Annotated in this window: 13 protein-coding genes and 1 pseudogene; 6 read left to right on the top strand and 8 right to left on the bottom strand. The window is 36.4% G+C overall.

The genetic code is table 11. The features are described 5' to 3' along the window. Positions 1–18 precede the first annotated feature (18 nt). Positions 19–1,137, top strand: coding sequence for an LCP family protein (locus MRBLBA3_RS04500; RefSeq protein WP_000392810.1), 1,119 nt, complete (start codon positions 19–21; stop codon positions 1,135–1,137). A gap of 102 nt (positions 1,138–1,239) precedes the next feature. Here the strand turns inward: MRBLBA3_RS04500 and wecB are convergent, their stop codons facing one another. Continuing rightward, the gene (gene wecB, locus MRBLBA3_RS04505) at positions 1,240–2,355 is read right to left on the bottom strand and encodes a non-hydrolyzing UDP-N-acetylglucosamine 2-epimerase (protein WP_098401628.1); all 1,116 of its coding nucleotides are present in this window, start codon (positions 2,353–2,355) and stop codon (positions 1,240–1,242) included. A 75-nt stretch (positions 2,356–2,430) separates the two neighbouring features. Further along, on the bottom strand, positions 2,431–3,801 hold the full coding sequence (locus MRBLBA3_RS04510) for a UDP-glucose dehydrogenase family protein (protein WP_000287618.1): 1,371 nt from the start codon (positions 3,799–3,801) through the stop codon (positions 2,431–2,433). A gap of 440 nt (positions 3,802–4,241) precedes the next feature. On the opposite strand from MRBLBA3_RS04510, the gene MRBLBA3_RS04515 reads away from it, so the two are divergent. From MRBLBA3_RS04515 to MRBLBA3_RS04525, 3 genes are all read left to right on the top strand, one after another. Further along, positions 4,242–5,315, top strand: a complete 1,074-nt coding sequence (locus MRBLBA3_RS04515) for a glycosyltransferase family 4 protein (protein ID WP_000378308.1) — start codon at positions 4,242–4,244, stop codon at positions 5,313–5,315. A gap of 208 nt (positions 5,316–5,523) precedes the next feature. Then, positions 5,524–6,261: a polysaccharide deacetylase family protein gene (locus tag MRBLBA3_RS04520; RefSeq protein WP_098401626.1), complete on the top strand. Its 738-nt coding sequence runs from the start codon at positions 5,524–5,526 to the stop codon at positions 6,259–6,261. A 104-nt stretch (positions 6,262–6,365) separates the two neighbouring features. Further along, a complete protein-coding gene (locus MRBLBA3_RS04525; protein ID WP_363379878.1) occupies positions 6,366–9,041 on the top strand; it encodes a sigma 54-interacting transcriptional regulator in 2,676 nt (891 codons plus the stop codon). A gap of 153 nt (positions 9,042–9,194) precedes the next feature. Here MRBLBA3_RS04525 and exsM read toward each other — a convergent pair whose 3' ends face one another. Then, on the bottom strand, positions 9,195–9,608 hold the full coding sequence (exsM, locus tag MRBLBA3_RS04530) for an exosporium regulatory protein ExsM (RefSeq protein ID WP_363379880.1): 414 nt from the start codon (positions 9,606–9,608) through the stop codon (positions 9,195–9,197). A gap of 189 nt (positions 9,609–9,797) precedes the next feature. Here exsM and MRBLBA3_RS04535 point away from each other — a divergent pair, with 189 nt between their 5' ends. Then, complete coding sequence (locus MRBLBA3_RS04535) at positions 9,798–10,979, top strand: chromate transporter (RefSeq protein ID WP_363379882.1); 1,182 nt, start codon at positions 9,798–9,800, stop codon at positions 10,977–10,979. Between the two features lie 41 nt (positions 10,980–11,020). Here the strand turns inward: MRBLBA3_RS04535 and chbG are convergent, their stop codons facing one another. From chbG to MRBLBA3_RS04560, 5 genes are all read right to left on the bottom strand, one after another. Then, positions 11,021–11,725 carry a chitin disaccharide deacetylase gene (chbG, locus tag MRBLBA3_RS04540; protein WP_363379884.1) on the bottom strand — a complete coding sequence of 235 codons (705 nt, stop codon included), beginning with the start codon at positions 11,723–11,725 and terminating at the stop codon, positions 11,021–11,023. Between the two features lie 50 nt (positions 11,726–11,775). Beyond that, positions 11,776–13,101 carry a 6-phospho-beta-glucosidase gene (gene celF / locus MRBLBA3_RS04545; protein ID WP_044738098.1) on the bottom strand — a complete coding sequence of 442 codons (1,326 nt, stop codon included), beginning with the start codon at positions 13,099–13,101 and terminating at the stop codon, positions 11,776–11,778. A 3-nt stretch (positions 13,102–13,104) separates the two neighbouring features. Beyond that, the gene (locus MRBLBA3_RS04550; protein ID WP_000989054.1) at positions 13,105–13,428 is read right to left on the bottom strand and encodes a PTS lactose/cellobiose transporter subunit IIA; all 324 of its coding nucleotides are present in this window, start codon (positions 13,426–13,428) and stop codon (positions 13,105–13,107) included. Positions 13,429–13,611: 183 nt separating this feature from the next. Continuing rightward, a complete protein-coding gene (celB, locus tag MRBLBA3_RS04555) occupies positions 13,612–14,919 on the bottom strand; it encodes a PTS cellobiose transporter subunit IIC (RefSeq protein ID WP_044738099.1) in 1,308 nt (435 codons plus the stop codon). Between the two features lie 16 nt (positions 14,920–14,935). After that, positions 14,936–15,238, bottom strand: coding sequence for a PTS sugar transporter subunit IIB (locus MRBLBA3_RS04560; RefSeq protein ID WP_001023563.1), 303 nt, complete (start codon positions 15,236–15,238; stop codon positions 14,936–14,938). Positions 15,239–15,665: 427 nt separating this feature from the next. Here MRBLBA3_RS04560 and MRBLBA3_RS04565 point away from each other — a divergent pair. Further along, a pseudogene (locus MRBLBA3_RS04565) lies at positions 15,666–15,948 on the top strand (spermidine synthase); the annotation flags it as partial.

Consider the following 15,948-nt stretch of genomic DNA (forward strand, 5'->3'; position numbering starts at 1 on the left):
GAACTAAGGAGATTATATATGGAAGAACGTTATTATCATCTCCAAAATAGCAGAATAAAAAAGAAACGTAGAAGAAAACTTTTCTTCTTTCTTATTTTCGCATTTTTATTTGGTAGCGTAGGACTTTATGTATTAAATTCCTACACTTCTCTCATGGGGATGTACAGTGGATTTAACCGTGAAAAATCTAAATTACGAGCAGAAGATGTGGAAATCACAAAAAAACCTTTCACAATACTAATTATGGGTATTGAGGATTACGCAACAGATGGTCAAAACGGCCGAACAGATTCACTTATGTTCGCGACAGTTAATCCAAACTCAAAAAAGGTTTCACTTATGAGTATCCCTCGCGATTCTCGTGTTAAGATTGTTGGTAAAAATAAAGAAGACAAAATTAACGCTGCCCATGCTTATGGTGGAGAAAAAATGGCAATTGACACCGTCGAAGGATTTTTAAAAGTCCCTGTTGATCATTATATTAAAATTGATTTCCAAGGCTTTAAAGGTATCGTTGATGCTGTTGGAGGTATTACAGTTGATGTTCCTTTTGATTTCGAGGAGCGCTCCGATATAGATTATTACAAATTAATTCACTTTAAACAAGGTAAACAAGACTTAAACGGTGAAGAGGCACTCGCTTACGTCCGCATGCGAAAGCAAGATCCTAACGGTGACTATGGCCGAGCAGCGAGACAAAGGCAAGTACTGGCGGCTGTTGCCCAACAGCTAAATTCTGCTTCAACCGTATTTAAAATTAAAGATTTAACCGCGGTAGTTGGGAAATATATAAAAACCGATATTCCTATTTCTGACGGACTTGCTCTTTACAATAAAATCTCTGGATTCGACCCACAAACGATCCAAACATTAAAGCTTGAAGGAGAAGATAAAAAAATTGGTGGTATTTATTATTTCCTTCCAGACCCAATCAGTGTAGAGACAACTCGTAACGAGATATTAAAAGAAATAGGGGAAAAAGAACAAGCCCCAACAGAAACTACAAAAAATGAGAGTACAAATTCTGATTCTAACTCCATCGCAAAACAAAAGAAGGAACCGAGTGAGAACAAAACACCACCACCTCCTCCTTCTACAAATGCTCATGCAGAGTGGATTATGAGGAATCATGAATAAAAAAAGCCAAATCGTATACGATTTGGCTCTTTTTATTTCCCGCGATTGTTGTGGGCTAATACTAAATGAAGGATGCAACCTTCCATTTAGTAAAGTTTCACTTTATTTGTTGAAGTGTTGTAAAATCGCTTCTACAATACGCTCTGATGCACGACCGTCGCCGTAAGGATTAGATGCTTTCGTCATCTTATCATGAGCTTCTTTATCTGATAACAACTCATCAGCAAGACCAAAGATTGTCTCTTCATCTGTTCCTGCTAATTTTAACGTACCTGCTTCAATGCCTTCTGGACGTTCTGTCGTATCACGAAGAACAAGAACTGGCACACCTAGTGACGGCGCTTCCTCTTGTACACCACCAGAATCAGTTAACATTAAGTATGAACGAGCTGCAACGTTATGGAAATCGATTACATCTAGCGGCTCAATTAAATGAATGCGGCTATGCTCGCCTAAAATATCATTTGCTATTTCGCGAACAACAGGATTCATATGAACAGGGTATACAACTTGTACATCTTCGTGCTTATCAACAAGACGCTTAATTGCACGGAACATATTGCGCATTGGTTCTCCTAAGTTTTCACGGCGATGCGCTGTCATAAGTACAAGACGATCATTTCCAAGTTTCTCTAACACCGGATGGCTATAAGTTTCTTTTACAGTCGTCTTCAGTGCATCGATCGCTGTATTTCCTGTTACGAAAATACGTGACTCATCTTTATTTTCTTTTTGTAAGTTCGTTGCTGATTTTGTTGTAGGTGAGAAATGAAGATCCGCCATTACACCTGTTAGTTGGCGATTCATCTCTTCTGGATATGGAGAATACTTATCCCATGTACGAAGTCCTGCTTCAACATGTCCTACTGGAATTTGATTATAGAAAGCAGCTAAGCTTGCAATAAATGTCGTCGTTGTATCACCATGCACAAGTACGATATTAGGCTTCGCTTCTTTCATTACTTTATCTAAACCTTCTAAACCACGTGTTGTAATATCAATTAACGTTTGACGATCTTTCATAATATTCAAATCGAAATCTGGCGTAATTCCAAAGATATTTAATACTTGATCTAACATTTGACGGTGTTGTGCTGTTACAGTCACAATCGATTCAATTTTTTCTGGGTGCTTTTGCAACTCTAATACAAGAGGTGCCATTTTAATTGCTTCTGGTCGTGTCCCGAAAATTGTCATTACTTTTAAACGTTCAGTCATTTCATTGCCTCTTTTCTTTCACTAGTTACAACTTCTATTATCGCATATAAAAATATGCATGTGAAAATACACTTTTTAACGTACCTGAGAAACATTACTATTACAGACGCCTTTTCGCCCAACTGAGTAATAATCTAACCCCTGCTTCTCGGCATCCTCATTAGTATAACAATTTCTCCCATCAAATAGAATAGGTTCCCTCATAAGCTGTACATACTTCTCTAGCGGATAATTTCGAATTGATTCCCATTCTGTTACGATAAAAACTGCATTTGCCGCTCTAATCGATTCGTCTATACACTCAGCGTATCGTATAGCATTTCCAAACATACTTTTTACATTTTGAATAGCCTGCGGGTCATATACAACCACATCTGCACCTATATTAATTAATTCTCGTATTATAATAAGAGAGGGTGCTTCCCTAATATCGTCAGTATTCGGTTTGAACGCTGCACCAAGAACTGCAATCCGCTTCTTCTTCATATTTATCATCTTCTTCGCTTTTTCTATTAACAGCAACTGTTGTTTATTATTCACTTCAATGACTGCTTTCAACAAGCGAAAATCATGAGAAACATTCCCTGCAATTTGCACAAGTGCTTTCGTATCTTTCGGAAAACAAGACCCTCCATATCCAATGCCTGCATTTAAAAAAGATGCACCAATTCTCTTATCCATCCCCATCCCTGTAGATACATCTACTATATCTGCACCCACTTGCTCACATATATTGGAAATCTCATTGATAAAACTAATCTTCGTAGCCAAAAAAGCATTAGATGCATATTTAATCATCTCAGCACTTCGAATATCTGTAATATACGTTTGTAAGCTTAATTTACTGTACAAATTCTCTACTTTCCTCGCTGCTTCCTCACTACATGCTCCAATTACAATGCGATCACCATGAAAAAAATCATAAATACCAGAACCTTCCCTTAAAAATTCTGGATTCGATACGATATGTAATTCGTGTCTACCTTGTAGTTTCTCCTCAATCCATTCCCTCATCACATCATTTGTACCTACTGGAACCGTACTTTTCGTAACAACAATAATATCGTTATTCACATATGCTCCAATATCATCACAAGCACTACGAATATACGTTAAATCTGCTGTTCCATCTAATAAAGATGGCGTTCCAACTGCAATAAATATAAACTCTACATCATTAAATGCAGTTAGTCTGCTTGCTGTAAAAGTTAAATGATTGTTCTCATACTCTTCAGTTATTAATTCATTTAATCCACATTCATAAATAGGTAACTCGCCTTGTTTGATCCGTTCAATTTTTTCACTATTTATATCAAAACATGTGACTAAATGTCCCAATTTCGCCAATCCTACTCCTGTAATCAATCCAACATATCCGGTACCTATTATCGTAATTTTCATTTTCCTTTCGCACAGGAATATACATAAGAAAATATACGAATACATAGAATCACCCCTGTGCTTCCCCCTCTCGCACCCAAAATAAGAAAACTTTTTTTCTTATTTATTATATGAATTGTCTTTTTATTCATTTTTAAGATTTTGTAAAGTTAAATGATGCAATATATATAAAATGTAAATTCCCACATTTTAACACGGAACTTACTCATTTTTACGTGCAACACTTATAATAAAATACTTGTTATAGACGAGGCAGATACACTGTCATATTTCAAGTCGCAATATCAACAACCTTCTCAAACGATTCAACATTCTATATACAATTGTCATATATTCTATGCACTGCCATTTACAGCTAAACGAAAAAAAGATTGAATTCTAATCTTTTTGTGATACCATATGTTATGAGCCTGTAAATAAACATCATAATTTTCAGATAAATACAATTAGAAAAATTACGTTAAACTATAAAAGGTGGGGTATTAATGGACTCACAAGTGATTTATGCCATTTTGGCATCTTTCATCACTGTACTCGTCGTTACTCCTTTAGTTATTAAATTAGCTTTCAAAATAGGAGCAACAGATAAACCAAACGCACGTAAAGTACACCAAAAAATTATGCCTCGTCTTGGCGGGTTAGCAATTTTTATCGGTGTAGCTGTAGGATTTGTTGTCGGTGGATTGTACGAACAAAGAATGCTATCGATAACTTTAGGTGCTATCATTATTGTTATCATCGGGATTTTAGATGATATGTACGAACTATCTGCGAAGGTAAAATTCGGTGGACAACTATTAGTTGCCATCATGATTGTAAAAAGTGGATTATTAGTGCAAGTATTATATATTCCAATTCTTGGAGATACTGAACTCGGGTGGCTTGCTTATCCAATTACAGTATTTTGGATTGTCGGTATTACAAATGCCATCAACTTAATTGATGGATTAGATGGATTATCCGCAGGGATTTCATCTATCGTACTTGCAACGCTAGCATATATGGCCTTCACTAGCCCATGGGGTACTGGAGCAGCTATTATATTACCTCTAGCACTGATTACATTAGCAAGTACAATTGGATTTTTATTCTACAACTTCCATCCTGCAAAAATCTTCATGGGAGATACAGGCGCACTATTTTTAGGATACTGTATTTCTGTTATATCGTTACTTGGATTATACAAAAGCGTAACGTTATTCAGCTTTATCGTTCCAATTATTATTTTAGGTGTACCTATATTTGATACGACGTTTGCAATTATCCGCCGTATCGTAAATAAAAAGCCTATTTCAGCACCAGATAAGTCGCATTTACATCACCGTTTGCTTGCAATGGGATTCTCTCATCGTAAAACGGTACTAATTATTTACGCACTTGGTATTTTCTTTAGCGTAAATGCAATCATTTTCAGTAGTGCGACATTATGGTTATCCATTATTCTTCTTTTCGTTTTAATCTTCTTTACAGAAATTATTGCTGAAGTAATCGGTCTTGTACACGAACGTTACAAACCAATTATTTCCTTCTATAAAAAAGTGAAAAAACGCGAAGACTAATTGTAGTATAGCCTTTACTTTTATGAAATATTCAAATAGCATCCTCTTTTTCATAAGAGGATGCTATTTTTATTTTTTAATCCTCATTCCCCATTTCCAAAATATAGATTGTTTGAGAGTGCCTCTATTGGAGAAAGATATACGTATAACGAAAAAAGTATCAAATTTTCATTTTTACATCTTGATTGTCAAACTGAGGGTGAATGTTATGATCAAGCGATTACTTCAATGTATAATTTTATTTTTAACTATTACTATGTACGCATCATCTAATACAGAAGCAACTGCAGACATTCAAGCAGAAGATCAACAAAGCACTCAAACTACCTCTCCTACAAAAAAAATTGCGTACTTAACATTTGATGACGGGCCGAATAAATACACACCACAAATTTTAAATATTTTAAAAGAGAAGAACGGGAAAGCAACTTTCTTCGTTATCGGCGGAAAAGTGCCACATTATAAAAAAACGATGGAGCGATTGATTAAAGATGGACATTATATTGGCCTCCATAGCATGTCACATGATGTAAAACGTCTTTATACTGGCGATCCATCAATTTTAATTGAAGAAATGGAACAAACTCAAAATATTGTCCAGCAAGTTACACATCTAAATACACATCTCGTTCGTGTCCCATATGGTAGCATGCCTTATTTAAAAAAGAATTACCGCGATGCACTCGTATCTTCCCAGTATAAAATGTGGGATTGGACAATTGATACATATGACTGGAAAAGCTATGATAATCCTTCCGCAATACTAGAAAGAGTGCGAAATCAAAGCGATGAACAAGTAGAGGTTATTTTAATGCATGATTCTAGTGTCACAGTGCAAATACTCCCAAAAGTAATTGATTATTTGCAATCACAAGGATACAAACTACTTCCCTACAATCCATCTTCCCATCTCGAAGTGAATTTTTGGAAAGACACAAGATTGTAACAGCTTTAGTGCCTATATACTAAAGCTGTTTTATTTTTCTCTTCCCACACTTCCCATTTTTGTGTAAAATTTTAAATAGTGATGAAGTTTCGAGGTGAATAGAAATGAAACGAATAGATCTCATTTTTAACGCAATACAAAAAGGGAATTATACAGAAGGTGTAACAGCATCAGAACTCGCTACACTTCTACAGTTAGACCGTGCAAATGTTAGTAGCGACTTAAACAAGCTCGTGAAAGATGATCGTTTATTAAAAACGAGTACACGTCCTGTCCGTTTTTATATAGAAACGAACACTTCATTGGAAACGCATTCAACAAAGGGTACTTCATTAGATACATTTGCAATTGAAAATACAAGCCTAAAAATTGCAATTGAAAAAGCAAAAGCTTCTATTCTCTACCCTCCAAACGGTATGCATACTTTACTACTTGGAGAAACAGGTGTCGGAAAATCGATGTTCGCTTCTTTAATGCACGAATATGCAATTGAAGTGGAACAACTTCCAAAAGATGCACCTTTTATCGTCTTTAACTGTGCTGATTATGCAAACAATCCACAACTACTACTTGGACAGTTATTTGGGATAAAAAAAGGAGCTTACACAGGTGCCAGTGATCAAAAAGGTTTAATTGAAAAAGCCCATGAAGGAATCCTTTTCTTAGATGAAGTACATCGTCTTCCTCCAGAAGGACAAGAAATGCTCTTCACATTTATTGATCGCGGAGTATATCGCCGCCTTGGAGAAACAGAAAATGAACGTAAGGCACAAGTATTAATTATTACTGCAACAACAGAAGAACCAAACTCATTTTTATTAAAAACATTTACAAGACGTATTCCAATGACCGTTACGCTTCCACCTCTTCGTGAGCGAACGCATAAAGAACGCTTTGCTTTGTTGCAACTATTTTTCACAAATGAAGCGATTCGACTACGAAAAGAGATTCATGTTAGTCCAAACGCAATGCGATCCTTCGTCTTTTACAATTGCCCAAATAACATTGGTCAATTGAAAACAGATGTACAAATTGCCTGCGCGAAAGCTTATTCTGATTTCGTAACAAAAAAACGTGATTCTGTCGGTGTTTCAAGTACAGATTTACCTTGGTATATGAAAGAAGGACTGTTTATCGAAAGAAAGAGCCGTCACCTATACCAAATACCAAATGAAACATTTGTATTTACAGGTGATGAAGGCTGGAGCAAGCATAAAACAGAAGATGAAAAACGTTCTTCTATTTACGATTATATTGATTATAAATATGAAGAACTTCAAGCACGCGGCATTGAAGAGGAAGAATTAGAATTACTAATAGAAAATGATATTCAAAGCTTTTTCGTTCAATATTTTAACCAAATGTCTAAAAAAACAAGTCATGAAAATGTTTTTAAAATTGTGGATCGTAATATCGTTTCCGTATGTGAAAAAATTGCGGAGCTCGCTGAAAAACATTTATCTAAAACTTTTGATGAAAAAGTGTTTCTTGCTTTAAGTTTACATGTACAGACAACTCTACAACGCTTACAGGGCGGGAAACAAATTCACCACCCACAATTAAATCTAATTCGTACGAAATATAAAGAAGCTTTTTCCGTAGCTATGCAATGTATTCAACTGTTAGAAGAAGAATTACAAATAACAATGCCTATTGATGAAGCAGGCTTCTTAACAATGTTCTTCGTTGTTGATCCAATTCCTGCCTCACAAACAGAAGTAAAAGTATTAATATTAGCACACGGTAATGGCATCGCAACAGAAATGGCAAACGTCGCAAACGAACTTCTCGGTATTGATGAAGTAACTGGTATCGATATGCCCTTGCATGAATCACCGAAAGATTTCTTAGAGCGTGTTAAGGTGTATATGAAAACACTTCAAAATGTAAACGGGCTTCTCTTACTTGTTGATATGGGATCTCTCGCTTATATTGGTGATATATTAGAAACTGAATTCAAAATTCCTGTACGTGTTCTTTCCATGACGAGCACACCACACGCACTAGAGGCAGCTCGAAAAGCTCAGCTTGGCTACTCATTAGATGCACTATATGAAACAGTGAAGAACTTAACGCCGTTCTACTTAAATGTACAAGAAGAAAAGAAAAAGCCGCTGTCACCAATGAAATCTATTATTTTAACAGCTTGCTTAACTGGCGAAGGAAGTGCTTTAGCAATTCAAAAAATGTTAGAGAACTATTTACGCTTTGATAAAGACTTAATTGAAGTTATTCCGATTAGCATCGTTCACGAAAAAGATTTAACAAAAATGATCGAGAACATAAAAAAAGAGCGTAATATCATTTGTATCGTCACGAATTTCGATGTGCAAGTACCATGCTTAACATACCACTTCCAAGATATTGTGAACTACACAGCGATTCAGCCAATTCAAGAATTAATTACGTATGAAGAAACATATGTAAAAATGGCTGATATTCTTGAACAACAAATGCAGCGTAACGACGGGGCATTACTTATTAAAACAATTCGTTATGCGTTAAATACAATTCAAGAATTAATTTCTTTACAGCTAACTCCTGACAGTTTAATGGGTGTGATTTTGCATATGAGCTGCATGGTTGACCGTCTTCAAAAAGGCGAAAGTCTCCTCCCTCATCCTGATAAAGAGAAACGAAGACAAGATGAGTACTGGATGTATATGAAAGTAAAAAAAGCATTGCAACCTATTGAAAATACATTTGAAATACAAATACCAGATGACGAAGTATTTTATGTAATGGACTTCTTCATCAAAAATCAACCTGTAAAAAATTGATCTAGGCGATATTTTCGAGTAGTACCTAGTGCGTAGTAAGTGAACTTATATCGGCGACTTTTTAAATATATCGACTTACCGACAATACTTCACAAAAACGGCAACCAGTATAATAAAAAAGGCTGTTCCAATTTTTTGGGACAGCCTTTTCGTTTACTTCTTTACTTTCCTTATTCTCCCCCTGATTTCGCCCTTCTTATTGGACTTCGTATAAACATTTACATATACATTCGCCTGAATCATTTCTTGAAGTAAGCTATCAAACGCTCTCCCCTGTAAAGGCCCTTCAAAATCCTCCACATTGACTACACCGGTCACGACTCCTTCATTTACACTAATACCTTGCTTTAGCGGACCAAACAAATTTAAAACAACAGGACCAATTTGATCCGATTTCCCTAAATGAATTTGGCATGATGTAACTTTTTCGATATTTTTCAATATGACCCGATATTGCAACTTCTTTAAATCCTCACTAAAAATAAACTCTGTTACACCATAAGCTTCTGTATTTACAGGAGGTATTTCCCTCTTCCCTATTAACCTAGCAAAGAAATGTGTTGTCATACGGGCATTCTCCTTATATAAATTTCCCAGCACTACTTCTACTACTTTATGGTTTATACATAATCATTTATGACTTTTTCAAGTTTTAATTACGAAGAAAAGATTCACACAATCTTTACATTAGAATCGTTCCTTTTGCTTTACTACCTCTTGTATAATGCACATAGAAAAGCATTATAGGAGGTTGTTTTGGAAAATAACAAATACACTTTTCACACATTATTAGAGATTTTTCTCGTCTCATTTAAATTAGGACTCACTTCGTTTGGAGGCCCTGTCGCCCATCTTGGGTATTTCCATCATGAATACGTGCAAAAGAGAAAATGGATGGATGAACGAAGCTATGGAGATTTAGTAGCACTATGTCAATTCCTTCCGGGTCCTGCTAGCAGTCAAGTCGGTATGGGGGGTGGATTATTAAGAGGTGGATTATTAGGAGCTATTATTTCATGGATTGGATTCACTCTACCTTCTGTGCTTGTTTTGGTTTTCTTCGCCTCATTCCTTAATCAGTTCGATCTTGGAGGTACTGGCTGGATTCATGGACTAAAACTTGTAGCAGTCGCCATTGTCGCTCATGCTATATGGGGAATGGCTCAAAAGTTAACACCGGACCGAAACCGTGCAACAATCGCGATTGTAACTGCCGCAATTGCCTTATTATGGCCAAGTAGCTGGACACAGGTCATTCTCATTATAATATCTGGCTTTATCGGCTGGTTTTCATATCGTAATCAACCAATTAGCCAATCTCAAAATATAAAAGTACCCATTTCAAAAAGGATAGCCATTTCTTGTCTCGTCTTATTCTTCGGGCTGTTACTACTGCTACCAATATTAAGACCGTTCTCTTATTACATCGCTTTATTTGATAGTTTCTATCGCTCTGGTGCACTTGTATTTGGAGGCGGCCACGTCGTACTTCCCCTTCTTGAAGGTGAGTTCGTACAAAACGGAATGATGACAAAAGAACAGTTCCTAGCTGGATACGGATTAACACAAGCAGTACCAGGCCCACTATTTACATTCGCTTCTTATATAGGAGCAATGTTAAATGGAACCGCCGGAGCAGTTGTTGCAACAATCGCGATCTTTCTTCCTGCCTTCCTGCTCGTTATTGGCGTCTTACCATTTTGGGACAGTGTAAGGAAAGTATCCTACATACAAGGCGCACTACTTGGGGTGAATGCAGCCGTTGTCGGTATTTTACTAGCAGCTTTTTATGATCCAATTTGGACGAGTACAATTATGAATTCTGTAGATTTCGTTTTTGCTTCTCTTCTATTTTGCTTACTCGCTTTTTGGAAAACACCACCTTGGGTTATCGTTATACTCGGAGCCTTTGGTGGATATGTTCTATCCATTTTGTAAACCTAAAAAAACGACGGCATTATGTAGCCGTCGTTTTTCTATTAAAACTTCACAAGCTCTATTCCTTCAGGCAATTCGCTCTCTGTTAAAATACGCAATTCTTTCACACGATCCATTACGTAAGAAGAACGTTTCACAAGCTCTGGGTCAATATAAGCTGGATGCACCATAATTTCTACCGTTTGCTCGTCCTGCACTCTTTCCTTTAACTTCACAAAATAATTTTCCGTCACACCGTCAGCATAAAAATCACTGTAAAACACATCTGAAAATGGGCGCACAGCTCTATCTTCCTCACAACGACGAATCGGAACATTATACTTACTTCCTAATCTCTCAAGCACATCATGTAAAACCTTTAACCCATGTACATGATGATGACTATCTAAATGAGTCGGTGTTAATCCGTAAGATAAAAACTTCTCAATTTGAGCCGTCCATTCTCTTTCTACCTCTTCTGGATTTATATTTCCTCCCCATACGATGCTTTGTTTATGAAATGCCCCGTCGCTACCCACAAGTGATGGTACATCTGTAAGTAGCGGTTCTCCTGCTGTTAATACGAGATGCACTCCTACCCCTAACGTTTTATACTCTTTCGCTAAGCTTACAGCATGCTCTGTCCCTGGCATATTCATCATCATCGTCGTTGAATTTACAAGCCCGTTTTTATGTCCATCAATAATTCCGTAATTTGTACCTTCTGTAAGACCGAAATCATCTGCATTTACAATTAGCTTAATCATCGTAATACCTCCTACTAGAATAAAAAAAGCGGGCTAAATAGCGCCGCTTTTTATTTCTCTATCTTCTTAAAGAATTGTGGAAGATGTTCTTTATGTGCTTCCAACATTTCATCTAAAATTTGTTTTGCAACTTTATCTGATGGTACAAGTGGATTAATTGTCATAGCAAGCAGCGCCTTATGATAATCCCCTGTAACAGCAGCTTCAATTGTTGTGCGCTCAAATGATTTAATTTGCTGTACTAAACCGCGAACCGGTACTGGAAGATCTCCAACCGCAATTGGTTTTGGACCTTCTTTCGTAATAATACAGTTCACTTCAACTGCTGAATCATGTGGCAAGCTTGCAATTGTTCCGTTGTTTCGTGTATTAACAGGCTGGATATCACCTTTATTATTGTAAATAGACGTAATTAAGCTACATGCTGCGTCACTATAATAAGCTCCGCCACGTTTTTCTAATTGTGGTGGCTTAATATCTAAATTCGGGTCTTTATATAACTCGAATAAATCATCTTCTAATTGTTTTACTACTTCTGCACGTGTACCTTTTTCAATCGAAGCTTCTTTCTCTTCTTCTAACATTTCACGTGTTTTGTAGTAGTAACGATGGTATGGACATGGAATTGCACGAAGACCGCGAATAAAGTCTGGCTCCCAGTTAAGCGCAGCGATATTTTCCATTGTGATTTGCTTTTCTGGATCTGTTACAAGTTCTAGTACTCGATCCATTACGCTTACTCCATCTAAGTATACATCTAATCCGTATACCATATGATTTAAGCCAGCGAAATCAACGTGGACACGGCTTGCATCTACTTCAAGTAATCTTGCAAGACCCATACGAATTCCGATTGGAACGTTACATAGACCAACTACTCTTTGAATGTTCGTGTAGCGAAGTACAGCTTCTGTTACCATACCTGCTGGGTTTGCGAAGTTAATAAGCCATGCATTTGGACAAAGTTCCTCCATGTCCTTACAAATATCTAAAATAACAGGAATCGTTCTCAGCGCTTTAAATAAACCACCAGGACCATTCGTTTCCTGACCGATTACATCATATTTTAATGGAATTGCTTCATCTTTTGCACGAGCTTCTAATAAACCAACGCGAAGCTGTGTTGTTACGAAGTCAGCACCCTTTAATGCCTCACGGCGATCAAGTGTTAAATGAATATCAATTGGCAAACCTGATTTTTTCACCATACGTTTCGCTAAGTTACCAACGATTTCTAACTTTTCTTTTCCTGCCTCAATATCTACTAACCAAATTTCACGAACAGGAAGCTCATCATAACGTTTAATAAATCCTTCAATTAACTCTGGTGTATAACTAGATCCACCGCCGATTGTAGCAATTTTAATTCCAGTCATGCTTTATTCCCCTTTCGCTTCTAGCTTTTTATAAAGGTCAATAAATTCTGCCGCTAATTCTTTTACTGTAATAGAATTCATTAAATGATCTTGCGCATGAATTAAAAGAACACTAATCTCTGTTTTTTCTCCTCTTGCTTCTGATTGTATGAGCTCTGTTTGGAAATGATGCGCTTCATTAATCGCTTCTTTCGCCTTTACCATCGCTTCATCAGCTTCTGCCATTTTCCCCTGTTTGGCAAATTGAAGTGCCTCCATTGCAAAGCTTCGTGCATTACCACTATTTAAAATCAATTGGAATGGAATTTGTTCTGCTGTAGTCATCATTATTACCGCCCTCTCTATTATGGTTCAACCGATTTAAATACCCCTTCAGTTTGAACATTTCTATTAAATTATTATTTTATTAATGATAGTTTGGTGTTCTTGTAGATGGGTTTCATCTTTTTGAACATGATATAAAAGTTAGTTGTTCTGACGAGCTATAAAAACTCGTCAGAACAATACTTTTTAAAGTGATACTGAATTGTCATTTCCTTTTGTTTCAGCTTTTGCAGCTTGTACATACGTACGATCACACATTAATACGAATGGATAGTAAATTACTACTGCGATTGCAAAGTTTACTAGCTGTAGTACAGCACCAGCAATGCTTCCGCCCGCTACAAGATAACCACTAAAGATTGGTGGCATTGTCCATGGAACTAAAGCAACTGTTTTTGGCACCCATCCTAAAGAAATCGCTGTATAAGAAGTAATTACTAATACAACTGGTGTAAGTACGAATGGAATAATTAACGCTGGATTTAATACAATTGGTGTACCGAAAATAACTGGTTCGTTAATATTGAAGAAACCAGGACCAATAGATACGCGACCTACACCGCGAAGCTGTGCACTTTTTGCAACAAGCATTACTGCTACTAGGAATGCTAATGTCGCACCTGATCCACCGATGTATACATATACATCAAAGAATGGCTTTGTGAAAATGTGTGGTACATCATATGCAGACATACCATCGTTAAATAATTTAATGTTCTTTTCTAGTGCTGGTAAATAGATTGGGTCGATAATACCCCCGATAATATTAGGACCATGTAATCCGAAGAACCATAATACGTGAATAAGTAATGCGATAATAATTGCACTTGGTAACGTACCTGCTAAACCTTGTAATGGTAATTGAATTGTTTCAAATACGAATTTATGAATACTTGTTCCTGCTAATTTCACTGCTAATTGAATACTTGCTGTTGCGATTAAAATAACAAATGCTGGAACTAATGCTGCAAAAGATTTCATTACTGCTGGTGGAACACCGTCTGGCATCTTAATTGTAATATCCCTTTGAACAAAGAATCGAAATACCTCCGTTACAAGAAGAGCTACAATTATAGAAACGAATAAACCTTGTGATCCTGTCCAAGCTAAATCAATACCGCCTTCTTTTGGCGTTGTCGGAGATATAATAATTAATGCACCGAATGTAATAATTGCTGCTGACAACGCGTCTACACCGTAAGATTTCGCTAAATTATAACTTATCCCAACTGCGGCTATGAGAGCTAATATTGCAAAGGACCCTGTCCACATACCACCGCCGATATCTTTCCAAACATCCCCAAATGCACCCTTCATAAGTTTTTGGAATGCATCAACCGGTAGATTATTTATAAGTACTGCAAACGATCCCACTAAAATAAGAGGCATAACTGCGATAAAACCATCGCGGATTGCAACTAAATGGCGCTGCGACCCGATTCTTCCTGCGACTGGAACTAAATATTTCTCCATAAATGCAATAAATTTTTGCATTTCGCTTCCCCCCTAATTATTTTTTAAGTGTTAGTGCGTGATCTAAAACTGCTTCTCCATTCATCATGCCGTAGTGCATTGGGTTAATAACATCGATCCCAACATTTTTCTCATCAGCAAGCGTTTTCATTGAAGAAAGCATGTAACGAACTTGTGGTCCTAATAATAGTACATCTGCTTGATCGATATTGTTTTTTACTGCATCCCCAGATACAGCCCAAATCTTTCCTTCTAGACCGCGAGCTTTCGCAGCCGCTTCCATTTTTGTAACTAGTAAACTTGTAGACATCCCTGCTGAGCAACATAATAAAATATTCATTTGAAAATCCCCCTTGTGTAGTATAAAAAATTTATGTTTATTTATTTTTCTTTACGCTATTTATTAATGCAATTAGCGTGCCAACTTTTTAAAACCACTAAAATCAGCACTTTTTCGATTGTTTTCTTTGTGTGTTAACGCTTTCAATTAGTGTGTCACTCAAAAAATACACAGTGTGTTATAAAACAACACGCTTTTAACACATAACTGTATGAAAATAGATTAGTGTTTAGTTGTCTAGTTGTATTTAAAACAAAAAAACACTAAATTTTTTTAAAACGTGAAAATATAATAGCGAAAAAAATAATATTTCGACTCAAATCAAAAACAAATACCTATTCAAGACACTCGTCTAGCTATTGTCCAGTCACACTCTATTAAATTACATAGAATAGAATAAAATAAAGTATTTTGAAAGGGGATTCCAATGCCAAAGCATCGAAAAAAGAATAGAATGAAGATTTATAGAATACAGTTTCAAAATAAATGGTATAAACGTGAAGAGGGTTCTGAATTAAATTCAGACACGTATAAACTAGACAAACAGGACACTGAAGATACGCACGACAACCAAGACAAACAAGATAAACAAGACAAGCAAGATAAACAAGGCAAGCAAGATAAACAGGACAAACAAGATAAACAGGACAAACCTGATAAACAGGACAAACCTGATAAACAGGACAAACCTGATAAACAGGACAAACCTG

Origin of the sequence: Bacillus sp. LBA3-1-1.1, assembly GCF_040676495.1 — a bacterium.
Taxonomy (GTDB): Bacteria; Bacillota; Bacilli; order Bacillales; family Bacillaceae_G; genus Bacillus_A; species Bacillus_A nitratireducens.